The organism is Flavobacterium sp. Root186, assembly GCF_001428525.1.
Lineage (GTDB): Bacteria > Bacteroidota > Bacteroidia > Flavobacteriales > Flavobacteriaceae > Flavobacterium.
Genome location: NZ_LMHW01000010.1, coordinates 994,803 through 1,021,460, shown reverse-complemented (window position 1 = coordinate 1,021,460; position 26,658 = coordinate 994,803). Strand labels below are relative to the sequence as shown.

Sequence of the window (26,658 nt, the reverse complement as noted above, 5' to 3'; positions counted from 1 at the left end):
AAATATGCGTTTACGAATACTAATATTTTTTACATTATTCTTTTGTAAATCAATACTTGTTTCGCAAACGACGATCTCAAATCCTGTAAAAAGTGATTTTGAAGAAATATTATCTGTTTTAGCTTCTGATTATATGGAAGGCAGAAAAGCCAATCAAAAAGGCGGTTATATAGCAGCCACTTATATTGCCTCTACGATGTACACCTCTAAACTGAAGCCTTATAATAACAATGGAAAATCCTTTTTTCAGGAATTTAAAATTCAGGAACATACTGTAAAAAAAGCAACATTTGAAATCAAAAAAGGAAAAGAATTTATTGCTCTTTCAGAAAGTGATTTTGAGTTAACCCCAATCTCTCAATCTTTACAAAAAAATACTCAAGTCGTTTTTGCGGGTTATGGTTTGAGTATGCCTGAGGAAAATTACGACGACTATAAAAGCCAAAATGTAAAAGGCAAAATAGTTGTTGTATTGAAAAGTTTTCCAAGTCATCTAGACACAACTTCTGCTGTTTATCGGAAATTCAAAAAAATATTTCCAGAAGAAAATGATTTAGAAGAAATGAAACTGAAAAATGCAATAAATAAAGGCGCTGCTGCTTTAGTTATTATCTATTCTAATCAAAACTTCAGACTAAAAAATTCACATCAAAATGATGCTTTTCATTCTTTCGAAAGTGAATCTAGTGTTTCGATTCCGGTTTTCAGATTGAGCAAATCAACAGCCGAAAAACTGTTATCGGATAATAAAATCTCATTAGAGACATTCGAAAAAAAAGCACAAAACCTTCAAACGGCTTCTGTAGTATTAAAAAATACAAGTGCTGCTTTTTCAATTGATTTGCAGACAGAAACTTATCTAGTCCGAAATGTTTTAGGAATGATTAAAGGAAAAGACACAACAAAAACAATTATCGTTGGCGCGCATTACGATCATTTGGGAATTAAAAATGACTCGATTTATAATGGTGCAGACGACAATGCATCGGGAACTTCGGGTATGCTGGCTTTGGCAAAAAACTGGTCAGAATCAAAAATACAGCCAAAATATAATATCCTTTTCGCGGCTTGGACAGCTGAAGAAATGGGACTTTTAGGAAGCGAATATTTTGTTCAGAACTTGAATTTACAAGATCAAAAAATCCTACTCTGTATTAATATGGATATGATTTCGAGAAGTGCGCCCGAAGATAAAGCACGTAGAATTCTCAGCATCGGAACCGAAAAAGAAACCGAGTATTTAAAGAAAATTGCCAGCGAAAGTAACGCTAAACTTCAAAAGCCGTTTAATTTAGATTTATGGGAAACCAACGGACATTCTGGAAGTGATTATGCTTCGTTTACTGCAAAAGGAATCCCGATTATGACTTTTTTCAGCGGTTTCCACGAAGATTATCATACGCCTCGCGATATCGCTTCAAAAGTAGATTTGGAAAAAATACAAGACGTCTTATTTATTGTGAACAATTCTCTTTTAAAATTTATTGAAAGTCAGCAAAACTAAACCAAGATAACCATGAAAAATAAACTTCTTTTCAGATCATTTACAATTCTTTCTTTGTTATTAACAAGCTGTTTTGTTCAGGCACAGAATCCAAAGGGAAAATTATTTATTATTGGCGGCGGCGATCGTTCTGATGACTTAATGAAACAGGTTTTGAATGTAGCAGAATTAGGCAAAAAAGATTATATCGTGGTTTTACCTATGTCCAGTGAAGAACCGGACAGTTCGTTTATCTTTTTTAAAACACAAATGGTAAAACTGACATCAAACCCGATTGTAATGCTGAATTTTAATAAAGAAACAGCACAAAATAAAACGCTAACCGATTCGGTACAAAAGGCAAAACTAATTTTTATAAGCGGCGGTGATCAAAACCGTTTTATGGCTGTCGTTCACAATACTCCAATAAAAACTGCAATTCAAAAAGCGTATGAAAACGGAAGTACAATTTCTGGAACAAGCGCCGGAGCAGCCGTAATGTCTGAAAAAATGATTACCGGAAATCAAAAATTACAAAAAGAATATTCGGGAACTTTTTCTACTATTAAATACGATAATCTCGAAACTTCAGAAGGTTTGGGTTTATTAAAAACTGTCGTTATCGATCAGCATTTTTTAAAGAGAAACCGTTACAACCGTTTACTTTCTGCATTGATTGAATTTCCAGATTTAACCGGAATTGGAATTGACGAAGCAACCGCAATAATTGTCAGAAATAATAAAGTGGAAGTTGCCGGAGAAAGTGAAGTGATTGTTTTCAAGAATCCTAAAGGCATTTTAAAGTCAAAAAAAGACAATCTGATTTCGATTGAAAAATTAGAAATAAGCATTTATACGGCCGGACAAAAATTTAATATCAAATAAGCATGTTTCAATATTCTAAAATCATAAAAATAACTCTTTTAATTTGTTTTAGTTTTCATCTTTCGGCACAAAAAATAAGCACAAAAGAAATTAACCGATTAGAAAAACTGGCAGAAAAAATTACGATTATCCGTGATAATTGGGGAATTCCGCACGTTTACGGAAAAACTGATGCTGATGCTGTTTTTGGATTATTGTATGCACAATGCGAAGATGATTTTAAAAGAATAGAAATGAATTATGTAGAAAAGCTAGGACGCCTTTCTGAAATAAAAGGTGAATCTGTTTTATATAATGATTTAGAAATTAAACTTTTAATTGACGTCGATGAAGCAAAAGCAGATTATAAAAAAGCGCCCGACTGGCTTAAAAAACTTTTAAACAGTTATGCCGATGCAATCAACTTTTACCTCTACAAACATCCGGAAGTAAAACCTGCACTTTTAACGCATTTTGAACCGTGGTTTCCACTGCTTTGGACAGACGGAAGTATTGGAGCTATTAGTACCGCAGATCTTTCGACTGGAGAATTAAAAGCTTTTTATTCTGGAAACACTGACAAGGTGGCGTATGTAGAAAGAGAAAAATATGTACAAACCGGATCAAACGGTTTTGCCTTCGCTCCATCAAAAACAGAAAGTGGAAATGCTATTTTATACATTAATCCGCATACGACTTTTTATTTTAGACCCGAAGTTCAGGTTACAAGCGAAGAAGGTTTAAATGTTTACGGTGCCGTAACCTGGGGGCAGTTTTTTGTTTATCAAGGTTTTAATGAAAATTGTGGCTGGATGCACACTTCTTCAAATGTTGATGTTGCCGATATGTATGCTGAAAAAATCATCAATAAAAACGGTAAACTTTTCTACGAATTCGACACTAAGCTTTTACCTGTTATTGAAAAAGAAATCACGATAAAATATCTGGAAAAAGGAAAACTAATTCCAAAGAAATTTAAAACCTATTTCACAAACAATGGTCCAATAATGGCTAAACGGGACGGAAAATGGATCAGTCTAAAATCAAACAATCGTTCGATGAACAGTTTGATTCAGAGCTGGATTAGAACAAAAGCGGCCAATTTTGATGATTACAAAAAAGCAATGGATTTAAAAGCCAATACCTCTAACAATACTGTTTATGCTGACAGTAAAGGAAATATTGCGTATTGGCACGGTAATTTTATTCCAATTCGTGACAAAACTTTGAATTGGTCAAAAGTTGTCGATGGCTCGATTTCTTCAACACAATGGAAAGGTCTTCATGATGTTAATGAAACAGTTCATTTGTACAATCCAACAAATGGCTGGCTTCAAAACTGCAACTCAACTCCATTTTCTGTCGCAGGAAATAATAGCCCAAAAAAAGAAAATTATATTCCGTATATGGCTCCTGATGGAGAAAATTTCAGAGGCGTAAATGCCGTTAGAATTTTCAGTAAAGGTGAAAAATATACTTTAGATAAAGTTATTTCCAATGGTTATGATTCTAAATTGTCCATTTTTGAAATATTGATTCCGAGTTTGATTGCCGTTTTCGAGAAAAACATAAAACCAGAATCTGTAGAATATTCAGAATTAGCTGAACCTATTTCAATTCTTAAAAATTGGGATTATTATGCCAAAGAAAATTCTGTTGCCACAACTTTAGCTGTTGAATGGGCTTATAAATTAGATCCCATTATTCAAAAAGCTTACATTGATGAAGGAGAATTAGACCAGGTTGAAAACACTAAAAACTTTGCAAAAAACGCGACTGCAGCACAAATGATTCCGCAGCTGCAAACTGTTATAAAAGAACTTAACTCAAAATGGGGAAGCTGGAAAACGGGTTGGGGTGAAGTCAATCGTTTTCAGCGTTCAAGCGGCGATATTGATTTAAAATATGATGATAACAAACCGAGTTTACCAATTGGTTTTGGCCCTGGTTCCTGGGGAAGTTTACCTTCTTTTAAAGCTAATTATCAAAATAATTCTAAAAAACGATACGGTTACAACGGGAACAGTTTTGTATGCGCTGTTGAATTTGGCTCAAAAATAAAAGCAAAATCATTATTAGCCGGCGGAAACAGCGGCGACGCCAATTCAAAGCATTTTACAGATCAGGCAGAAATGTATCGAAACGGGCAATTTAAAGATGTTTTGTTTTATAAAGAAGACGTTCTGAAAAATGCCGAACGAACCTATCATCCCGGAAAATAATTTTGGCCGACAAAATATGTTAAATAAACCTCGTGAAATAGCTCACGAGGTTTTTTTGTAACATAATATTTCTGATATTTGTTAAAAATTGTAAAAAAATGAAAAATTTAGCTACCCTTATTTTTACTGTAATATTGTTTTCAACTACTATGAATGCACAATTAAAACCCGTAAAATATTCTGAAGGAAACCAGACATTGAATGGTTTATTTATAAAATCTGCTAAAAAAAGCGCTAATAATCCCGGAATCTTACTTTTACCAGCCTGGTTAGGAATTGATAATGCTTCAAAAGGAATTGCCGAAGAATTATCTAAATTGGGTTATCATGTTTTCATAGCTGATATTTATGGCGAAGGAAATTATCCAACAAACACTTCTGAAGCTGGAAAACAAGCTGGTTTTTATAAAACAAATTACGAAGCTTATCAAAAACGAATTAACGCAGCTCTGCAGGAATTAGTAAAATCCGGAGCAAATGCTGATAATATTGTTGCTATTGGTTATTGTTTTGGAGGAACCGGGGTTCTTGAAGCTGTTCGTGGACATCTTAACGTAAAAGGAATTGCTTCTTTTCATGGCGGTTTAGGTAAAGATGCTGCCCGAAAAACAGAGCCAGCCTCAGCTAAAGTTTTAATTTGTCACGGAGCAGATGATCCGTTTGTTCCAAAAGAAGAAATTGCATCATTTCAGCAGGAAATGCGCGATTCAAAAGCCGACTGGCAAATGATTTATTATGCCAATTCAGTACACTCGTTTACAAATCCCGAAGCCGGAAACGATAATTCTAAAGGTGCAGCTTACAACACCGTTGCTGCAAAAAGATCTTTTGAGCATTTACAGCTTTTTCTGAACGAAGTCCTTAAAAAATAATACTTTTTATCGCACGCAGATGACGCTGATTGAACGGATTGACACTGATTGTAACAAAATTAATTCTCGCAAATCCGTTTAACCCGTATTAATCTGTGGGCAAAACAATAACCAAAATAAAACCAACCAAAAATAACCAATGTCACACAACAAGATTAGAGAAGACAAAACCTGTTTAAACTGCAGGCATGTTGTTGAGCAAAAATTTTGTCCAAACTGCGGACAGGAAAATTCAGATTCCAGGAAAACATTTCATCATTTGTTTATTCACTTCTTTGAAGATTTAACGCATTATGAAAATGCTTTCTGGAAAACAATACGAAACCTTCTTTTCAAACCGGCAACGCTAACAAAAGAATATCTTTCTGGAAAAAGATTATCTTATCTGGCACCGGTTCGTCTTTATATTTTCATCAGTTTTATTACTTTTTTACTAATTGCAATATTTCCAAGTAAAGTAAGCAATCAAATTAATAAAGGTGAAAAAGAAATTTCTACATCACTTATTAATCAGGATAAAAATGGTGTTAAAAGCAAGTACAAAACGCATTTTGAATTAAAATCGATGAAAGAAATCGATTCGATTCAAAAATATGGTAAAGAAGATGAAAAACTTTCAGAACTTCAATACTGGCTTTATGAAAAATCAGTTCATGTTACAGAAAACAATACCAAAAGGGAAATTGTAGAAAAATTTATTGAATCGTTTTTTCATAATATTCCCAAAATCCTATTTATAATAATGCCGTTTTTTGCTTTCTTTCTCTGGATTTTCCATAACAAAAAGAAATGGTATTATTTTGATCACGGGATTTTCACCCTGCATTATTTCTCTTTTTTACTCCTTATTTTCCTTATTATGTTTATCGTAGAAAGAGTCGTTGGATTATTTGGAGAAAACAATCCAATCAGCTTCATTGCGAGCATAGTGAATGTTGCCGGCACAATTTGGATGTGTTATTATTTTTATCCCGCGCACCATCGTTTTTATGGAGAAAGCAGAATAGTATCGTTTGTTAAAAGCGTAATGTTATTCTTTATTAACTTCTTTTTTATTCTATTTTTACTAACATTTTATGTTTTATACACATTTATCAATTTACACTAATATACTATAATGAAAAAAATTGTAATTCTATTATTAATTGCTTCTGCATTTTCATGTAAAAATGCGCAGTCTGTTGCTTCTAAGGATAATTCAGACCCAACCAAATACGTGAAACTTATCTCTGAAAAAGACCTTAAGAAAATGCTTTATACTGTTGCTTCTGATGAAATGCAAGGCCGTGAAACCGGATCTGCAGGGCAGAAAAAAGCAGGTCTTTATATGATCGAGCAATACAAAAAAAGTGGTGTATCTTTTCCAAAAGGTGCGTCAGATTATTACCAGCATATTCCTGCATCGTATTTAAATGCAAAACGCAACCAAAACCTTCCTGATTCTGAGAATATTTGGGCTTTCATCGAAGGTTCTGAAAAACCTGATGAAGTTTTGGTAATTTCAGCCCACTACGATCACGTTGGAATTAAAGATGGTGAAGTTTATAACGGAGCTGATGATGATGGTTCTGGAACTGTTGCTGTTATTGAAATGGCAAAAGCTTTTGCTAAAGCTAAAAAACAAGGTCACGGGCCAAAACGTTCAATTTTGTTTTTACACGTAACAGGTGAAGAACATGGTTTACATGGATCTCGTTTTTATTCTGAAAATCCTTTGTTTCCAATTGCAAACACTATATCAGACATTAATATTGATATGATTGGACGTCGTGATGTTGAACATGCAAATACAAACAATTATGTTTATGTAATTGGAGCCGACAGATTATCATCTGACTTACACAATGCAGTTGTGGCTCAAAATGAAAAATACATCAAAATGGACTTAGATTTTAAATTTAATGATCCAGCAGATCCAAATCACTTTTATGAGCGTTCTGATCATTATAACTTCGCAAAACATGGCATTCCGGCAATTTTCTTCTTCAACGGAGTTCACGAAGATTACCACGGAAAAGGCGACGAACCTCAAAAAATCGAATACGACGCTTTAACCAAAAGAACAAAACTGGCTTTTGTACTGGCGTGGGAATTAGCTAATAGAGAGAATAGACCAGTGGTTGATAAACCTATCAAATAAAGGGTCAGAGGCTCAAAGTAGCAAAGGTTCAGAGGTTTTTGAAACTTTAATCATAAAAAAAGGATAAGCTAAGCTTATCCTTTTTTTATTTATATATTTTTATTTAGGTTAGAGTCTCAAAAAACCTTTGCAACTTTGAACCTTTGAACCTCTGAACCTTTGCACCTTCCTCTAGTCATTCATAGAAATCAAAAACTCTTCATTATTTTTCGTTTTCTTGAAACGGTCGTTTACAAAATCCATAGATTCTACAGGGTTCATATCAGATAGATATTTACGCATGATCCACATTCTTTGTAAAGTTTTTTCGTCAAGTAATAAATCGTCGCGACGTGTACTTGAAGAAGTAAGATCGATTGCAGGGAAAATACGTTTGTTGGCAATTTTACGATCCAGCTGAAGCTCCATGTTACCGGTTCCTTTAAACTCTTCAAAGATAACCTCATCCATTTTAGAACCTGTTTCCGTCAATGCCGTTGCGATGATACTTAACGAACCACCGTTTTCAACATTTCTTGCTGCTCCAAAGAAACGTTTTGGCTTTTGTAATGCATTCGCATCAACACCTCCACTTAACACTTTTCCAGATGCTGGCTGAACTGTATTATAAGCACGTGCTAAACGTGTAATCGAATCTAAAAGAATAACAACATCGTGTCCGCATTCAACCAAACGTTTTGCTTTTTCAAGAACGATATTGGCAATTTTCACGTGTTCTTGCGGTTCTCTGTCAAAAGTTGATGCAATAACTTCACCACGAACACTTCTTTGCATATCTGTAACCTCTTCAGGGCGTTCATCTATCAAAAGAACAATCAAATAAACTTCTGGATGGTTAGCCGCAATTGCGTTTGCAATGTCTTTTAAAAGCATTGTTTTACCCGTTTTTGGCTGTGCAACGATCATTCCACGCTGTCCTTTTCCAATAGGAGAAAACAAATCGATAATACGGGTAGATACAGAACTGCCTTTTTCGGCTAATTTGAATTTTTCAGAAGGAAAAACTGGGGTCAGGTGTTCAAAAGAAACTCTGTCACGAACAACCTGAGGATCATGTCCATTAATTTTTAATACACGAACAAGAGGGAAAAATTTCTCGCCTTCTTTTGGAGGGCGAACCACACCTTTTACAGTGTCTCCGGTTTTTAAACCAAATAATCTGATTTGTGAAGTTGATAAATAAATATCATCCGGTGAAGCTAAATAATTGTAATCAGAAGAACGCAAAAATCCGTAACCGTCAGGCATCATTTCAAGAACACCTTCACTTTCGATAATTCCGTCGAATTCAAAATCTGAATCTCTGAAATTATTATTCTTTTTGTTTTTATGGTTCTGGTTTTGATTCCCGTTATTTCCGTTCCCATTTTGATTTGGGTTTGGGTTTTGATTCGGGTTCTGGTTTGGATTTTGGTTTTTATTCTGATTAGGATTAATCTTTTTAACCGGTGCAGTATTTTCAGTTTTTTCAGCAACTGGTGCTGTTGTCTCATTTTCTGTAACTTCTTCAGTAGAAACTACTTCTTTAACAACTTCTTTTTCCTTTTGCAGAGCGACCTTTTTTTCATAAGCTGACTTATTGAATTTTACAATTTTAGGTCCTTTTTTCTCTGGAGTTTTACTTTCGGCAGCTTCTTCAGCTTCTACGGTCTGCTTTTCTTCTACAGCCGCAGGAGTTTCAATTTCCTTTGGAGCCTCCTCTACACTATCAAATTCAAGAACAGGAGTGTTTTTATTGACTGTTTTCTTAACCGGAGCAATTCGTGCTCTTTTTGGCTTGTCATTATTTACTTCCTTTTCCGCAATAGTTTCTGCAGGCGGTGCTGATGCCGCCTCCTGGTGCGCTAATATCTGAGTAATCAGATTGTCTTTTTTAACGCCATTAATCTTTATAGTTTTAGCTAACTTAGCTATTTCTTGAAGCTCAGAAAGCTTCATTTCTTTTAATGCAGAAATATCAAACATGAATTGTTCTATGAATTTAATTATTTTAAAGGAAATACTGTAAAAAGAATAGGTAGATATTTTTTTTCAATTGCCCGCAGTATGAAGTGCTTACGGTATTATGATGCAATAATACGAATAAAATTTAATCATACAATAGTATTTTAAAAAAAGAAAATATATTTTTGTAAAACAATTTTAGATCATGATACAAAGAATTCAAACCGTATATCTAATTCTTACCTTTGTTGTTACAGGGGTTTTAATGTTTTTTATGCCGCTTTGGACATTAAATACTGGAAAAGCTTTTTATTTTATGCAAGACCAGTTTTATACTATTTTACTAGGTTTAAGCACAATGCTTACGATTATTAGTATTATATCATACAAAAAGAGACAAAATCAGTTCGTGATGAACAGACTGAACATAATATTAAATTTAATTTTATTAGGATTATTTGTATACCGCTCTCTAAATTTATCTGGAGATACAACTACAGTTGTATCGGAGAAAGGTATTGGGATGTTTCTTCCAATTGTTGCTATCGTGTTATTAGTTCTTGCTAATAAGGCCATCAAGAAGGACGAAGATCTTGTAAAATCTGTAGATCGTTTGAGATAAACCTATAAACTTAATTTTTTTGTGCGAAGAGAACCCGAATTTATATTCGGGTTTTTTTGTGCTTAATTTTCACTATAAAATGTGAGATCTGAAATCATTTTTAAAAATCAGTTTTGTAAGATAATTTTTTCATAAATTTGCATTTTTGTTCTAAATTATGGCAGATAAAATAAAGATACACCTTGCTGATGATCATCAGGTACTTATTGATGGACTTACCAATTTACTGCAGACAGTTCCAAATTTTGAAATTGTCGGCAGTTCATTGAACGGCACCACTATACATGATGACGTGGTACTGGATCAGGCCGATATTTTAGTTTTAGACATTAGCATGCCGCAAAAAGATGGTATTGAAGTTTTGAAAGAATTTAGTCAAAAAGGATTTCCCTGCAAAGTGATTATTTTATCGAGTTACGATGATTTAAAAATCATTAAAGAAGTAATGAAATTGGGAGCCAAAGGCTATTTAACCAAAAAATGTGCGGGTGAGAATATCATTGAAGCTATTGATGCCGTATATCAGGACCAGGAATATTATTCTGATGCAGTAAGGGAAAAAATCTTTAGCATGTTTTCTCAAAACAATCCGAAATTGAGCAAGAATATTTATACTGAAAGTCCTATCCTAAGTCCCAGAGAAATGGAGATTGTAACACTAATCTGCTTAGAATACAGCGGAAAAGAAATAAGCGAGCAGCTTTTCATTAGCATAAATACTGTCGAAACACATCGCAAAAACATCATGAAAAAACTAAATATAAAAAATACAATTGGCCTTGTAAAGTATGCTTTAAAAAACAACTTAATAAACCCATAAAGTAAAAATCAAGAGGATAATATAACTAAATATGTTTTTTATTAGAATTTTAATATTGCTTATTATACTTATCTCTAATGGAGACAGGGTTTTCAGCCAGCAAAATACTCTAAAAGATTCTATCGTAAAACTAGAAAAAAAATATATTTCAGGACAACGAAAAACAGAACAATTGCGGAATAAAAAAGTTGTAAGTCTCTTTATTGTTCTAATAGTTATCTTATTTTTTCTTTTCTATCTCGTTTATCAAAACAATAAATTAAAGCAAAAAATTAAGCGAAAAGACACTAAACAAAAAATCCTTCTTAATGTAATAAATGCAGGGATTGACAGTCAGGAAACCGAACAAAAAAAGATTGCGGCATTTTTACATGACAATATCAATTCACTCCTCTCTTCTGCAGGATTACATTTGAATGTTTTTACAACCAAAAACAACATACAATCTGAAGAAATTCAAAAAGCAAAAGCTATTTTATCAGAAGTTCATGATCTTCTACGTGATATTTCGCATGATCTTGTGCCTACTCTTTTAGTTCGTTTTGGATTAATTTACGCTTTAGAAGATTTATGCGAAAGGAATTCAAATTCGAGTATTCAGTTTGAGTTTTCAAGTTCTGTTGCTGCAGACACTAGATATTCTGAAAAATTCGAAACAAAACTATATTTCATTGTTTCTGAATTGTTCAACAACATTATAAAACATAGTGAAACACAAAAAGCTCAGATATCATTACATGAAAACAACAATCAGTTAATCATAATTATTCATGATAATGGAAAAGGGTTTAATTCCGAAAAATTAAATGAAATTGAAGGTTTTGGCTTAAACCGAATTAGAGTCAGAATAAAAAAATTAAGAGGAAGCTTTTCTATCATTTCTAGAGCAAATGAAAACACAGGAACATCTATTAAAATAAAAGTTCCGATTTCATAAAATCTTATTTTTTACCAATTTCGATAATTTCCAAATCCTTTATTTTATCATCATCTATTACAAAACGAAGCATGGTTCGCATTTGATGAAAACCGCTTTTTCCTGCAGCACCAGGGTTCATGTGTAATAAATTATTCTTTTTATCGAACATTACTTTTAAAATATGCGAATGTCCACAGATGAATAATTTTGGCGGATTTGAAGCCATTTCTTCCCTAATACCAGGATTGTATTTTCCCGGATAACCTCCAATATGCGTAATCCAGACTGAAACATTTTCACATAAAAATCTATTATGGAGTGGAAATTCTAATCTTGCTTTTGCATCATCAATATTTCCATAAACACAACGCAAAGGTTTCAGTTTTTTTATGGTATCCGTAACACTCAAATCCCCTATATCGCCTGCATGCCATACTTCATCTGCTTGTGCAACATATTTTAAAATAACATCATCAATATGACTGTGAGTATCGGAAAGAAGGAGGATTTTTTTCAATTTTTTTAAAGGTACAAAGGTTCAGAGGTGCAAAGGTACAAAGGTTTTTTTAAAAGGGGCTAAGGTTCTGAGGTGCTAAGGTGCTAAGTTTTTTTTATGGCAGTATTATGTAGAGACGCACTGCAGTACGTCTTTCGTTAGGTTTTCATTTCTTTCCAAATACAAAAAAACCGATCTGCTTTACAGATCGGTTTTTTATTTGTTGTTAAACCTGCCAGGTTTAATGGATTGTTATTATTTCTTAGGATTTTGATTTTTACCTTCTTTCAATTCCTTAGTGTCTTTGGTATCCATCATTTCCATTAATTTTAATCCTAATAAACCGCTGATAGAACCATCAGAACCTCCATTACCCGAAATTAAAACATCTGGAATTACTTTGATATTTCCTTTACCAATTTCTTCCGTTACTTTATATCGGGTAAAGTTATCTCCACCCATTGCGGTAACCTGAAGCTGATATGCCTCCGCAGTTGATTTACCAATTGCCATAATTTTTTCAGCTTCGGCCAAACCGGTTTTCGAAATTCTTTCAGCTTCGGCACTAGCATTTAATTTAGTTGCTTCTGCCTGTGCTCCTGCTCTTGCTTTTGTTGCTTCGGCTTCTGCGTTTGCGCGCATCTTTGTAGCTTCTGCTTCTGCGTTTACATTCAGTTTTAAACTGGTTGCATCTCCTTCTGCTTTCTTAACTGTAGCATCTGCAGTACGCTGAGCGATTTCAACACTTTGTGAAGCACGTACAATTTCTTTCTGCATGTCTGCAATTGCTGTTTCTTTTTCCATTCCTTGGCGCTGTTCTTGTGCCATTCTTTGGGTTTGATACGTTTTTTGTTCTTCTTCTGCCAGTTTTCTGTCGGTTAAAGTTTTCATTAATGAATCTGGCGGAACGATATCTCCAATCAAAGTATCAACTGCATTTACATTGTATTCATCAAGTACTAATTTAATATGATTTTTAGCCGATTCCTGACGCTCTTTTCTGGTTGTCAAGAACGAAATCACATCGCTGTCCTGAGCCGAGTTTCTGAAATAGTTACCAATTGTAGGTTCTAAAACCTGAGAAACTAAATTGTTCATGCTTCCAAAACGTGCAATTACTTTTGGCGCTTCGGCTGCTGGTACGTGGATAATCTGCGCAACATCTAGATTGAATGGGAAACCGTCTTTTGAACGAACTGTAATTGTAGAAAGATTTTTATCTAAATCATGCGATTCGCTTCGTGCATTTGCCCAGTTTAAAACTAAGTTCGTTGTTGGAACTGCTTCTAATTTTGTTGTGTATTTATTCAACGCATATTTTCCTGGACCAAGCGGCTCCATCCAAACACCACGCTGCCCTTTTGAAACAATATTTCCGTGTTTAAAAGTATCTCCGGTTACATCTTGTCCGTCTTCTCCAATATATGAGATCACAACTCCCACATAACCAATTGGTACATCTGTCATTGGGTTTTGCTCAATTAAAACTCCCCACGTATTAATGTAATAAGAACCGGCTAACATAACCTGAGGCTGTAAACCACGATTTCCGCCTTGCTCCAAAAACTTATCAAAATCCTGAAAGTTATTATGATCATTAACAAATTTACCCGCAATTTGTCCCTGCGGAATTGGTTCACCGTCCAGAGCGGTTACAATACCAATCATGTTTTCAAAAATTTTAATCTGATCTGTAATAACAATCTCAAACAAAAATGTATTAATACGGTAAGAACCTGTTGTGATAAAAGCAGTCTGACGTCCTTTTTGACCTCCATTATCTAAAAAGGCTGTTGCATCTTGAAAATTATCACTTTCTACTCTTCTGGCCAAGATTCTTCCGGTTGGGATTTCTTTTCCATCCTTACTTAAAACCAGTCCAATTTTTCCTTCCGGAATCAATGTAAAACTAGTCATGTCGATTGAATACTGCCAAATCCACATTCCCCAGTATAAACCCGGAGCAAGTGTTTTTGCCTGATAACCTGCCTCGCCTTTTGTGGCGATGATTCGGCCGTCTGGTAATGATTTGTCCGTGCCAAACAAAACGAATTTTTTGGTTACTAAACCAATTTTATCTTCTGGAACCATCACCATTCCGAAGAAAACACGTAAAATAAATTTGTAAAAAAGAATGGCAAATACAATTAAAAGTATCCACCAATAAGAGGTAATTTCATTCATAGTTTTTGATATTTAATTGTACAAACATAGGAGAAATATGAACTGTTAAAATGAAAAATTTTTAAAATTAACATTTGGAAATTTCTTCCCAAAAATGTTAAAAAACGCTTTAACTTATATCGTTGGAATTGTCAATTTCTGACACGATTTTTAGCTGAGCAAACTATGATTTGCATTTTGGGAGTTAACAGTTTTTTGGGGAGGTTTTGAGATTCTAACAGGCTAAGGTTCTAAGTTTTTCTTTCTGGATATTTATTATAAGGGTATTAATCGGTTTTAAATTATATTGAAAATTATTATACCTATATATAAATACAATTTACCAATCAAACTTTAGACGCAGTACTGTGCATCTCTACATATTAATTGAGAATAAAAAATCTTTGAACCTTTGTCACTCTGCACCTTTGAAACTCATAAAAAACCTTAGAATCTTAGCAGCTCAGAACCTTAGCAGCTTTTAAAAAAAACCTTTGTACCTTTGCACCTCAGTACCTTTAAAAAAACCTTTGAACCTCTGCCGTGAGATATTTTATTCATTTTGCTTATAACGGAACCCATTATCATGGCTGGCAGTTTCAGCCCAACGCTTCATCAGTTCAGGAAACTTTAAATAAAGCACTTTCGGTTTTATTGAATTCTACTATAAATGTGATGGGTGCCGGAAGAACGGATACAGGTGTTCATGCCGAGGAAATGTACGGTCATTTTGATTTAGAAAAAGTAATTGACATTCCGGTTTTGGTACACAAACTCAATTCGTATTTACCAAAAGACATTGCGGTTTATAATCTTATTCCCGTTCATGACGATGCGCATTGCCGATTTGACGCTACGAAAAGAACGTACGAATATCATATCAATACAGTAAAAAATCCGTTTTTAGAAGAATTGAGCTGGTATGTAAATCAAAAGTTAGATATTGATTTAATGAACGAAGCAGCGAAGATCTTATTAAACCATACCGATTTTCAGTGTTTTTCGAAGGTGAATACAGATGTTAATACTTTTGACTGCACGATTTTTGAGGCGTATTGGACAAATGAAAACAACAAACTCGTTTTTACAATTTCGGCAAATCGTTTTTTACGAAATATGGTTCGGGCGATTGTGGGAACTTTGATTAATATAGGATTGCACAAAATTACGCTGGCTGATTTTGAGAATATTATTGCCAGCAAAAACAGAGAAAAAGCCGGATTTTCAGTTCCGGCGCATGGTTTATATTTAACCAAAATTTATTACGACTATCTATAGCTTTAAGCTGTAGGCTTTAGGCAATAAGCTTTAAACTTTGTGCCTAAAGCGTATTGCCTAAAGCTTAAAGCTTAAAAAATAAATGAAAGCAAAAGCATTTGATACCGGTTTATTCAAACGAATTTTAAAATATACGAAACCATATAAATGGCGTTATTACGGCGTTATTATTTTTGCAGTTTCGCTGTCGATTTTTGCGGCACTTAGACCTTACTTATTAAAGCAAACGGTCGACGGTTATATCAAGACACACGACAAAACGGGTTTACTATTATACATTATTTTAATGGGAGCCGTTCTTTTGATGGAAGTGTTTTCTCAATTTTACTTTGTCTATTGGGCCAACTGGCTTGGACAGGATATTGTAAAAGATATTCGAACAAAACTTTTCAAACATATTTTAAGTTTTAGAATGAAATATTTTGATTTGGTTCCGGTTGGGCAATTGGTTACCAGATCAGTTTCGGATATTGAATCGATTGCCCGTATTTTCAGTCAGGGATTGTTTATGATTATAAGTGATTTGATGAAAATGCTCGTTGTTTTGATATTCATGTTTTACATGAACTGGAAACTTACCTGGATCGTTGTCGTTGCAATGCCAATTCTGGTTTATATTACCCGAATTTTTCAACGCAAAATGCAGGTTGCTTTTGAGGAAGTGAGAACACAGATCGCCAATATGAATTCATTTGTTCAGGAACGCGTTACGGGTATGAAAATCGTTCAGCTTTTTAACCGTGAAAAAATCGAAGCCGAGAATTTCAGGGTTATTAATGACAAACATAGAGTTGCGTGGATTAAAACCATTTTGTACAACTCGATCTTCTTCCCTATTGCTGATATTATTTCGTCGATTACTTTAGGTTTGGTAGTTGTTTTTGGCGGATTCAAAATTTTAAACGGAGATAATTTTACCACGTTTGGAGATTTGTTTTCATATACCATGTTTATTGGAATGCTTTTTAATCCGCTTAGACAAATTGCAGATAAATTTAATGAGATGCAGTTGGGAATGATTGCTGCTAATCGTGTATTTGATATTATCGATACAGAAGATCATATTCAGGATACAGGAAAAATTGAAGCTCCTGTTTTTAACGGAAGCATCGAATTTAAACAAGTTCGTTTTAGTTATATTCCGGAGGAAGAAGTAATTAAAGGAATTGATTTATCTGTTGATTCCGGACAAACTGTTGCGATTGTAGGTTCAACCGGAGCCGGGAAATCGACTATTATCAATTTGCTGAATCGCTTTTATGAAATCAACAGTGGAACGATTTGCATTGACGGTCAAAATATCGAAGACTATACTTTGGCTTCTTTACGAAAACAAATTGCTGTGGTTCTACAAGATGTCTTTTTGTTTGCCGATACGATTTACAATAATATTACACTTCATAATCCTGAAATTACCCGCGAACAGGTTTTAGATGCAGCAAAGAAAATCGGTGTACATGACTTTATTATGAGTCTTCCTGATAATTATGATTTTGATGTTAAAGAACGTGGTGTAATGCTTTCGTCTGGACAAAGACAGTTAATTGCATTTTTACGTTCGTATGTGAGTAATCCGAGTATTTTGATTTTAGATGAAGCGACTTCATCTATTGATACCTATTCTGAAGAATTGATTCAGCGTGCGACGGAAACGATTACAAAAGGAAGAACTTCAATAATCATTGCACACCGATTGGCAACAATTGTAAATGCCGATAAAATTGTGGTTATGGATAAAGGTTTAATTGTGGAACAAGGAACGCATCAGGAACTATTAATGAAAACTGATGGTTATTATAAAAACTTATATGATTCTCAATTTTCGGTTGCGAATTAGACTTAAATTATAAATGCTTTTTGAGATTTAGATTAAAAAAAATAACATCCCGACGTGCCTTTTTAATTTATATAGGCGTCACTATTGTCATTACTGTTTCTTCTGTATATATATTAAGTAATTTGATTACTGATCTTACCGAAAAAGCGAATGAAGAGTCAGCACAGCGTAACTTTATTAAAAAGCAGGAATTTTTTTCGCAGGAATTCTCGAAATTTCTGGAACAGGAAAACAGAATAAAGTACGTTTTAAAAATAAGTAAACCAGAAGAACTGGCTTCTAACTTACATGTTTTGACTTCGGTTCAAAACACCAATTTATTGGTAGCCGATAATTGGTTTCAGATAAACGATAATAAAATTCAGTTTGGAACAGATTCTATTTCGGATGTTCTAAAAAAAGATGCAGAAGATTTTATCCAAAAAAATAAAGATCAGGATCACATCAGTGTTATTATTCCGCAGGGAAAAGAATGGGTCTGGAGAATTTATTTTAGACTTACTTCAAAAAACACGATTGTTCGTTATGGTTACGATATCAACTTAAAAAAACTTGTTGATTATTTTTCCAGCATAGATAATATCAAATCGACTAACAATTATGCTTTTATATTTGATAAATCAGGAAGATGTATTTATCATCCTGAATTGAATTTTATAGGAAAAAATATTTATGAGGTTTCTTCTACCCGTGCAATTGACACTATATTTCCTAAAAAGCAGGATTATGTAAAAAGAGTTACCATGTCTGAATATTTAGGACTGGATGTTGTTCGATTTACAAAAAAATTAGACCTTAGAAATTCACATTGGTTTGTATGTGTCAGTTTCCCCAAAAATATTATTAACGAAAATACAGCGTTAATTGAAAAATATTCAACATGGATATATTCAATTACAACAATAATGCTTTTGCTGATTTTCTATTTATTCTCGTATGCCAATAGACGTGCGTACCGAGAAAAAGGAATTGCAATTAAAGAAAAAAACCGACTTCTGGTTGAGAACGAAAAAATCGTAAAAGAAAAAGCACTTATTCAACTCCAGCACTTAAAAGAGCAGATAAATCCCCACTTTTTATTCAATTCGCTTAACTCATTATATATGTTAGTGGGAAGCGATGTAAAAACGGCACAGAAATTCACATTGAATCTTTCTCGTATTTATCGTTATTTAATTGATCCGCCAGAAAAAAATGTCGTTTCACTTAAAGATGAATTACTGTTTATTGAGAAATATATCTTTTTACAGCAAACCCGTTTTAAGGAAGAATTGTTCTTTTCGATAAAAATCGAAGACGAAGAAGCTTTAGAAAAATTTATTCCGTATCTGGCATTTCAGGTTGTGGTAGAAAATGCTATTAAGCATAATATGGCAACGCAGGAAAATCCGTTGACAACAGAAATCTTGATTCAAAAAGATCAGGTAATTATCAGCAATAATCTCCAAAAAAAGGCTCACAGTGAACCCAGCACTAATTTTGGTTTAAAATACCTTTCGAGCATCTATACTTTCTACTCCAGAACCAATTTAAAAACCTCAGAAAAAGACGGCAATTTCGTTTGTATTTTACCTTTAATATCCATTCACTCCTAAAAAAAAGCCATTCACTCCGTTTTGTTTTTTTTCTGAACTAAATTCGAATAGTTTCGATGAAAATTAACTTAAACTTAACACCAAAATGAGGGAAAAGGCATTCCTACATAATGTAGAATTACTTTGCTTACTAATTTTATTATTATTCATTCCTGTTACAGTTCTTTCGCAAAAGAAAAAGAAAAAAGAAACAGAGACTGAAGTTGTAAAAGATTCTACTGATTCCAAAAAAGGAAAAAAATATAGTGACCTTATAAAAAAGGGCACATTAAAAAAAGGACTGTTCAATATCATTCAGGTTAAAACTGATGTTTATTTTGAAATTCAGGATAGTTTGTTTAAAAGAGAATTTCTGGTTGTAAACAAATTATCACAAGTTCCTTTTCAGATTAACGAAGCTGGTTTAAATAAAGGAATGAATTATGAAAACAAAATTATTTCCTTTTATAAAGATACAATTGCAAAGAAAGTTTGGATAAAAACATATGTTCCTAAAGTTTCTTCACCAAAAGAAGATGCCATTACAGCATCTGTAATTGATAATTTCTCAGAATCTATTATTGAAGTTTTCGATATTGAAACTAAAAACAACGATTCGAGCGCTGTAGTTATTAAAGTAAACAAGATTTTTGACGGAAAACAAAAAAGCTTCAATGATGTTTTGAGCAACATTGGTATTGGAGGTTCTGTAAAATCTGACTTATCATATATAGAAAGTTTAAAAGCTTTCCCTAAAAATATTGTAGTAAAATCGCAGCTGACAACTTCTTTCAGCGATGGCGTATCGTCATTACCGATTACGCTTGGCGTGACAAGTAATATTATTTTATTGGATAAAACTCCAATGAAACCTCGTTTTTCTGATAACCGAATTGGTTTCTTCTCTGAAAAGCATTGGTATTTTGCCGATGCACAGCAGGCAATGCTTGAAAAAGAATTGATTACCCGCTGGCGTTTAGAACCAAAGAAAGAAGATGAAGAACGATATTTGAAAGGTGAATTAGTAGAACCTAAAAAACCAATCGTGTATTATATTGATCCATCGACCCCAAAACAGTGGAGAAAATATATTATTGAAGGCGTACACGATTGGCAGGTTGCTTTTGAAAGAGCGGGATTTAAAAATGCAATTATTGCAAAAGAACCTACTGAACAAGATTTAGACTTTGACATTGATGATGTACGTTATTCGGTTATTACCTATGCGGCATCACCAAAATCCAATGCTATGGGCCCTTCGGTTGTTGACCCAAGAAGCGGAGAAATTATTGAAGCCGACATTATTTGGTGGCACAATGTTATGACTTCGCTTCAAAGCTGGATGCGTATTCAAACCGGGCCAATCGACCCAAAAGCGAGAGGAAATGTATTTAGTGATGAACACATGGGAGAAGCAATTCGTTTTGTATCGTCTCATGAAGTTGGACACACTTTTGGTTTAAGACACAATATGGGTTCTTCTTTTGCTTATGATGTTGAGTCTTTACGTTCTAAAGAATTTACAGCAAAAATGGGCGGAACTGCACCTTCAATTATGGATTATGCCCGTTATAATTACGTTGCGCAGCCAGAAGATAGTGTCACGGTAATTACTCCAAAAATTGGAGAATACGATAAATATGCTATTGAATGGGGTTACAGATGGTACTCGCCTAACGAAAACGAAACAGCAAAACTAAACGCCTTAATTACAAAACATCAAAATGACCCCATTTATTTTTATGGAGAACAGCAGGCAAGTATAATTGATCCGCGTTCACAGTCTGAAGATTTAGGAAACGACGCCGTTAAAGCAAGCGAATATGGCTTAAAAAACTTAAAACGTGTTGTAGACAATATCTTAAACTGGACTTACGACAAAGACCGTTCATACTATCAAACCGGCAAACTGTATATAGGAAGTATTGGGCAGTGGCAAACATATAACTCTCATGTCATGAGCAATATTGGAGGTATTTATCTTAATACGACAGTTCATGGCGACAACAAACAAAGTTATATTCCGGTACCGGCAGCCATGCAGAAAAGAGCAGCCGATTTTATAGTTAAAAATGTAGTTACAATTCCGCAATGGTTATTTTTTAATGAGATTTTAGACAAAACAAATCCATTAGAAAATTCACCTCTAGGCCCTTATGAATACACTCCATATACTCTTTCAAGAGGAATGCAATATGGTATTTTGTATGATTTATTGAATGATGACCGTTTGCTTCGAATGACAGAAAACGAATTGTATCAGCGAAATAAAACCAATGAAAAGGTTTTTACCGTAAATGATTTATTCCAAAAATTACATCAAAGTGTATTTGCAGGAACTATTCAAAACAAATCGTTGAGCATTTTAGAGCGAATGACACAAAAAAATTATGTTGATATTTTGATTGTTTCAACAAATAAATTGTTTGAAAAAACAGAACCTAAAAAAGCAATCGAAATTCTACAGACCTTAAATATGCCGAATTTATGCAGTTATTTAGATGATGAACATATGGCAAGAAACATCAATCAATCTTTCTTAAAAAGAGTTACAGAAGTAACTTCAGACAAAAAAGGAGAATTGAGTAAAGTACTTCAATTATTAAGAACAAAAAGAAGTACCGGAGATCAATCGACCCAGAATCATTACCGCGATTTAATACAACGAATCGACAAAGCTTTGAACAATACAACCTTTTAATACATAACCCAAACCCAAAACATGAAAAAAATTCTACATGCCCTACTGCTGTTCCTGGCCATCGCAGGATATTCGCAGGAATCCCGAACTATTACGGGGATCATTCAAGATGAAGCCGACTTGTCGCCAATTCCTGGTGCATCGATCTTTGTTGAGAATAATTCGATCTCAAATAAAACTGCTATGGCAGGTATTATTCAAAGTGAAGGAATCGGAACTACTACAGATTTCGACGGTAAATTCACCTTGAAAATTTCAAAAAATATTACTTCTTTGAGAGTTACTTTCATGGGCTACAAATCGTATACCCTTGAACTTTCTGCTCAAAAAAATTATACGATCAACTTAACATCTGAAACTGCAAAACTTCAGGAGGTTGTTGTAACAGGTTATCAAAAAATTGAGAAAAGAAAACTTACTGCTGCGGTTTCTAAAATCGACATGTCTGCAATTCAGCAAACAGGGGTTTCTAGTATTGACCAATTATTGGTAGGACAAATTGCCGGGGTTGCTGTAAGCACGCCATCTGGAGCACCTGGAGCGCCTGCGAAAATCAGAATCAGGGGTACAGCTTCTCTTAACGGTACACAAGATCCTTTATGGGTATTGGATGGTTTACCATTAGAAGGAAATGAAGTTCCTAAAAACTTTGACAAAGACAATATCGACGTATTAAACAACTACTCTATTGCAGGTTTAAATCCGGATGATATTAAAGATATTACGATTTTAAAAGATGCTGCTGCAACGGCTATTTATGGTGCTCGTGCTGCAAACGGTGTAATCGTGGTAACTACTAAAAAAGGTAGAGCTGGTAAAATGGTTGTAAGTTTCAATACTAATACTTTTATCACGCAAAGACCTCAGTTTTCTAAATTAAACTTAATGAACTCAAACGAGAAAATTGATTTAGAACTTAATATGGCGAGCCGTGCAGATTTGACTTACAGAGATACTGGTGGAGATATTTCTCGTCTTTTAAACGGATCTGGTGAGTTAGATGCTTACAGAGCTGGCGGATTTTCTGCTTTAAGCCCTGCAACACAAGAGTCAATCAATTCTTTAAGAGGAAATAACACAAACTGGGGTAACTTATTATACCAAACTGCTATCAACACGCAACACGGTTTAAGTCTATCTGGTGGTGGAGAAAAATCTGATTACTATTTCTCTTTAGGATACTATGATGAAAAAGGAGCAACTATTGGAACTGGTTTCAAACGTTACAACTTAACATTAAAAAACAATTACCAAATAACAGATAAGTTTAAAGTTGGTGTTGGAATTTTTGGTTCTGAAAACAAAACTACATCTTACCTTACAGATACAGATGCGTTTACAAATCCATCTAATTACTCAAGAAACGTAAATCCATATTTAACTCCATACAATGCAGATGGAAGTTACAAATATGACCCGGACATAGCTGGTTATTCTGATCGTTACGTACCTTTTAATATATTAGAAGAAAGAGCAAATACTTCTTACGATTTAAAAACAAGAGCTATTAAAGCGCTATTAGATGCTGAATATAAACTTACTAATGATTTAAAAGTAAGCTCTCAATTAGGTTTACAATTAGACAATACAGCTAGTGAGAAATTTGCTGGAAAAGAAACTTATTACACAAGAAAACAAAAAGAAAAATCACGTTATTTTACTAACGGAGCTTACAATTATTTCCTTCCAGAAGGTGGTATTATTCAAAACTCTAATACAGACTTTTTTCAGTATAACTTAAAAACAATGGTGAGTTATAAAACTGAAATTGCTGAAAAACACGAAATCGAAGCAATGGTTGGTAATGAGTTAAGAAGAAACTACACAACATCTATTGCAACTAAAGGATTTGGTTTTGATGAGAAGAACTTAACAACTCAGCAAATCATTTTCCCTAATACTAACTTTGCTAAAAACGCAGATTATAGACAGTATGCTAAAACTGAGAATGAAAATGCTTTTGCTTCTTTCTTTGCTACTGCTTCTTATACTTACAACAGAAAATATAGTGTATTTGGAAGTGTGAGATACGATGGTTCTGATTTATTTGGTGTAGATCCAAAATACAAATATTTACCACTTTGGTCAACATCTGCTTCTTGGGCAGTTTCTGAAGAAGATTTCTTAAAAGATAACTTAACACTTTCTAACTTAAGACTTCGTGCTTCTTATGGTTTACAAGGAAATATTGATAAAAACACTTCTCCTTATGTAATGGGTACTAATGGTACAACTATTATTTTACCTGGACAAAATGAGCAGATTATTGATGTTGAGAGCCCGCCAAATGAAAAATTACGTTGGGAAAAAACAACTAATACTAACGTTGGTGCTGATATAGGTTTATTCAATAACCGTATTAGCCTTGTAACTGATTTATACGGAAGAAAAAGTTCTGACTTAATTGGTTTAAGAGCACTTCCATTAGAAAATGGTTTTGAGTATACTAATATGAACTGGGCACAAGTAACGAACAAAGGTTATGAAATTACTTTGTCTACAAAAAATATTGATCGTCCAAACTTTCAATGGAATACAAGTATTAACTTTTCTCATAACAAAAGTAATGTAGACCGTATCGAAGTTCGTGACACAGATTACCTGCCAAACAGAGAAGGACGTCCTGTAAATGCTGTCTTTGGATTTAAAACAAACGGAATCGATGAAAACGGATATCCTTTATTTGTTAACAAAAAAGGAGAAACAGTAAACTCTCAGACATTCTTTGGTTTATATGATCCATTTGCAGATATTTTCCCCGGAGAACTTGCACAGTCAAATTTATCAGCTGCTGAATTTAGAGATTTGTTTACTTATTTAGGAGACAGAGACCCTAAATTTACAGGAGGTATTACCAATACTTTTAAAGTAAGTAATTTTGATTTAACAATTGCAGCTTCATTTAACATCAAACAAACCGTAACAAGAACTCCTCCATACAATGGAACAATCGTAGACAGAGGACAAAATTACAGTAGAGACATTTTAAATGCATGGTCACCAACTAATACATCTTCTAACTTGCCAGGAATTACTAGTAAAGATTCAGGAACAGGAGATTCTTATATGGCATACCTATGGTATTCTGGACAAAACCAAATTCCAACTTACAATTATTTAGATACATGGGTTAGTGAAATGAGTTATATGAGATTAAGCAGTATGCGTTTAGGTTATACATTCCCTAAAGCGTTTACAGATCAAATTAACATTTCAAGCATCAGGCTTAATGTTGAAGCTAGAAACTTATTCGTAATTAGTTCTGATTACAAAGGTTACTTTGACCCGGAAACTTTCGGAAACATTTATGCACAACCAGTTCCTAAGTCATTTACTTTAGGATGTAATGTAACTTTCTAATAAAATTAAAGATGAAAAAATTCTCAAAATATATTCTACTTTTTGCTGCAGCACTTGCTGTAACAAGCTGTGATGATTATCTGGACATCCAACCTGTTGGTCGTGTTATCCCGGAAACATTAGAACAGTACCGCGCAGTTTTAACAAAAGGATATGACGTATATCCTGAACACAAATCATTAACGGCAGTTCGTACAGACGAATTAACGATGAATGAATTTAGCGATGACGTTACGTACTATAAAGATATTTACATTTGGAAAGATGCAAACCCGGATCGTATTACAACTACTTTTCAATATGCAGATTTATACAAAACTATTTTTTATACGAACGTAATCATCAACGAGGCGTCTAAAAAATTAGACGTATCTGAAGAAAGAAATCAATTAATTGGAGAAGCTTATGCATTGAGAGCAATGGCTTACTTTGATTTAATTAACCTTTTCGGAAAACCATATAATGCAGCAACTGCAGGTTCAGACAAAGGAGTTCCTTTAGCTTTACAAATTGATTTAGAGCAGGCTTTCGTACCTCAGACAGTAGAAGTAATTTACGATCAAATTATTTCTGATACTCAAGAGGCTGAAAAATTCATCAACAAAGATTTTCAGACAAAAGGTTTAAACTATCGTTTTACTAAAGTTGCTTTATACAGCTTAGAAAGCCGTATTTACTTATACGTACAACAATGGCAAAAATCGCTTGATGCAGCAAACAAAGCATTGGCAATTAACAGCACTTTAATTGATTTAAAAGCTACGCCAGTTCTTGCTACCAAATACGATTCAAAAGAATCTATTCTAGCTCTTGAAGATGGTTTAATAAACAACTTGAAAGGAACTGTATACGCTTCATCAGATTTAATTGCTGCTTACAGCAAAACAACTGATTTACGTTTTCCTCTTTACTTCTTAGCAAGCGGAAGCCGTTACAGAATTCAAAAAGGTGGAAATGCTGATCAAAAATGTTCATTTAGAACATCTGAGTTATATTTAACAAAAGCAGAAACTTCATTAAAACTGAACAATATTGCTGATGCAAAAACAACTGTTTTAAGTTTCATCAAAAACAGATACACAGCAGCAGCTTATGTACAACTTGAAATTGAGGTTAATGCAATGAATGCTGCAGATTTAACAAATTTCATTTACGAAGAAAGACACCGTGAGTTTGCTGTTGAAGGACAACGTTGGTTTGATTTAAGAAGAACATCTCAAAAACAAATCGTACACACAGTAAATGGTGAAGATTATACATTGATACAAAACGATCCGCGATATACCATTATTTACCCGTCAGACGCGAGATTAAACAATCCCAATCTATAAATACCTATTGTTTTTTTTTAAAGAGGTCCAGT

Annotated in this window: 18 protein-coding genes; 15 read left to right on the top strand and 3 right to left on the bottom strand. The window is 33.8% G+C overall.

The window, feature by feature from the left end; all coding sequences use genetic code 11:
- Positions 1-4: 4 nt before the first annotated feature.
- The 6 genes from ASD98_RS08305 to ASD98_RS08280 all read left to right on the top strand — a co-directional run bounded on the left by ASD98_RS08305 (position 5) and on the right by ASD98_RS08280 (position 7,581).
- On the top strand, positions 5-1,504 hold the full coding sequence (locus ASD98_RS08305) for a M20/M25/M40 family metallo-hydrolase (protein ID WP_082577809.1): 1,500 nt from the start codon (positions 5-7) through the stop codon (positions 1,502-1,504).
- A 12-nt stretch (positions 1,505-1,516) separates the two neighbouring features.
- A complete protein-coding gene (locus ASD98_RS08300; protein ID WP_056202634.1) occupies positions 1,517-2,368 on the top strand; it encodes a cyanophycinase in 852 nt (283 codons plus the stop codon).
- A gap of 2 nt (positions 2,369-2,370) precedes the next feature.
- On the top strand, positions 2,371-4,569 hold the full coding sequence (locus ASD98_RS08295; protein WP_056202631.1) for a penicillin acylase family protein: 2,199 nt from the start codon (positions 2,371-2,373) through the stop codon (positions 4,567-4,569).
- Positions 4,570-4,667: 98 nt separating this feature from the next.
- Positions 4,668-5,441: a dienelactone hydrolase family protein gene (locus ASD98_RS08290; RefSeq protein ID WP_056202628.1), complete on the top strand. Its 774-nt coding sequence runs from the start codon at positions 4,668-4,670 to the stop codon at positions 5,439-5,441.
- Between the two features lie 139 nt (positions 5,442-5,580).
- A complete protein-coding gene (locus ASD98_RS08285; RefSeq protein WP_056202625.1) occupies positions 5,581-6,549 on the top strand; it encodes a DUF3667 domain-containing protein in 969 nt (322 codons plus the stop codon).
- A 9-nt stretch (positions 6,550-6,558) separates the two neighbouring features.
- On the top strand, positions 6,559-7,581 hold the full coding sequence (locus tag ASD98_RS08280; protein WP_056202622.1) for a M28 family peptidase: 1,023 nt from the start codon (positions 6,559-6,561) through the stop codon (positions 7,579-7,581).
- 171 nt (positions 7,582-7,752) lie between these two features.
- On the opposite strand, the gene rho is transcribed toward ASD98_RS08280, so the two are convergent.
- Positions 7,753-9,546, bottom strand: a complete 1,794-nt coding sequence (rho, locus tag ASD98_RS08275) for a transcription termination factor Rho (RefSeq protein ID WP_056202620.1) — start codon at positions 9,544-9,546, stop codon at positions 7,753-7,755.
- A 184-nt stretch (positions 9,547-9,730) separates the two neighbouring features.
- Here rho and ASD98_RS08270 point away from each other — a divergent pair, with 184 nt between their 5' ends.
- The 3 genes from ASD98_RS08270 to ASD98_RS08260 all read left to right on the top strand — a co-directional run bounded on the left by ASD98_RS08270 (position 9,731) and on the right by ASD98_RS08260 (position 11,904).
- Entirely contained in the window at positions 9,731-10,147 is a 417-nt protein-coding gene (locus ASD98_RS08270; protein WP_056202617.1) for a DUF4293 domain-containing protein, read from the top strand.
- A 157-nt stretch (positions 10,148-10,304) separates the two neighbouring features.
- Positions 10,305-10,967 carry a response regulator transcription factor gene (locus ASD98_RS08265; protein WP_056202612.1) on the top strand — a complete coding sequence of 221 codons (663 nt, stop codon included), beginning with the start codon at positions 10,305-10,307 and terminating at the stop codon, positions 10,965-10,967.
- A 31-nt stretch (positions 10,968-10,998) separates the two neighbouring features.
- Entirely contained in the window at positions 10,999-11,904 is a 906-nt protein-coding gene (locus ASD98_RS08260) for a sensor histidine kinase (RefSeq protein WP_056202610.1), read from the top strand.
- Positions 11,905-11,908: 4 nt separating this feature from the next.
- Here the strand turns inward: ASD98_RS08260 and ASD98_RS08255 are convergent, their stop codons facing one another.
- Together ASD98_RS08255 and ASD98_RS08250 are read right to left on the bottom strand one after the other, a co-directional pair.
- The gene (locus ASD98_RS08255) at positions 11,909-12,403 is read right to left on the bottom strand and encodes a metallophosphoesterase (RefSeq protein WP_056202608.1); all 495 of its coding nucleotides are present in this window, start codon (positions 12,401-12,403) and stop codon (positions 11,909-11,911) included.
- Between the two features lie 234 nt (positions 12,404-12,637).
- The gene (locus ASD98_RS08250) at positions 12,638-14,566 is read right to left on the bottom strand and encodes an SPFH domain-containing protein (RefSeq protein ID WP_056202602.1); all 1,929 of its coding nucleotides are present in this window, start codon (positions 14,564-14,566) and stop codon (positions 12,638-12,640) included.
- Between the two features lie 522 nt (positions 14,567-15,088).
- Between ASD98_RS08250 and truA the strand changes: the two genes are divergently transcribed.
- From truA to ASD98_RS08220, 6 genes are all read left to right on the top strand, one after another.
- Positions 15,089-15,823, top strand: coding sequence for a tRNA pseudouridine(38-40) synthase TruA (truA, locus tag ASD98_RS08245; protein ID WP_056202600.1), 735 nt, complete (start codon positions 15,089-15,091; stop codon positions 15,821-15,823).
- Positions 15,824-15,905: 82 nt separating this feature from the next.
- On the top strand, positions 15,906-17,660 hold the full coding sequence (locus ASD98_RS08240) for an ABC transporter ATP-binding protein (RefSeq protein WP_056202597.1): 1,755 nt from the start codon (positions 15,906-15,908) through the stop codon (positions 17,658-17,660).
- 20 nt (positions 17,661-17,680) lie between these two features.
- Positions 17,681-19,255: a histidine kinase gene (locus ASD98_RS08235; protein WP_056202594.1), complete on the top strand. Its 1,575-nt coding sequence runs from the start codon at positions 17,681-17,683 to the stop codon at positions 19,253-19,255.
- An 85-nt stretch (positions 19,256-19,340) separates the two neighbouring features.
- Positions 19,341-21,935: a zinc-dependent metalloprotease gene (locus ASD98_RS08230; RefSeq protein ID WP_056202592.1), complete on the top strand. Its 2,595-nt coding sequence runs from the start codon at positions 19,341-19,343 to the stop codon at positions 21,933-21,935.
- A gap of 21 nt (positions 21,936-21,956) precedes the next feature.
- Positions 21,957-25,295: a SusC/RagA family TonB-linked outer membrane protein gene (locus tag ASD98_RS08225; RefSeq protein ID WP_056202588.1), complete on the top strand. Its 3,339-nt coding sequence runs from the start codon at positions 21,957-21,959 to the stop codon at positions 25,293-25,295.
- Between the two features lie 11 nt (positions 25,296-25,306).
- Positions 25,307-26,626, top strand: a complete 1,320-nt coding sequence (locus tag ASD98_RS08220) for a RagB/SusD family nutrient uptake outer membrane protein (RefSeq protein ID WP_056202585.1) — start codon at positions 25,307-25,309, stop codon at positions 26,624-26,626.
- Positions 26,627-26,658: the final 32 nt, after the last annotated feature.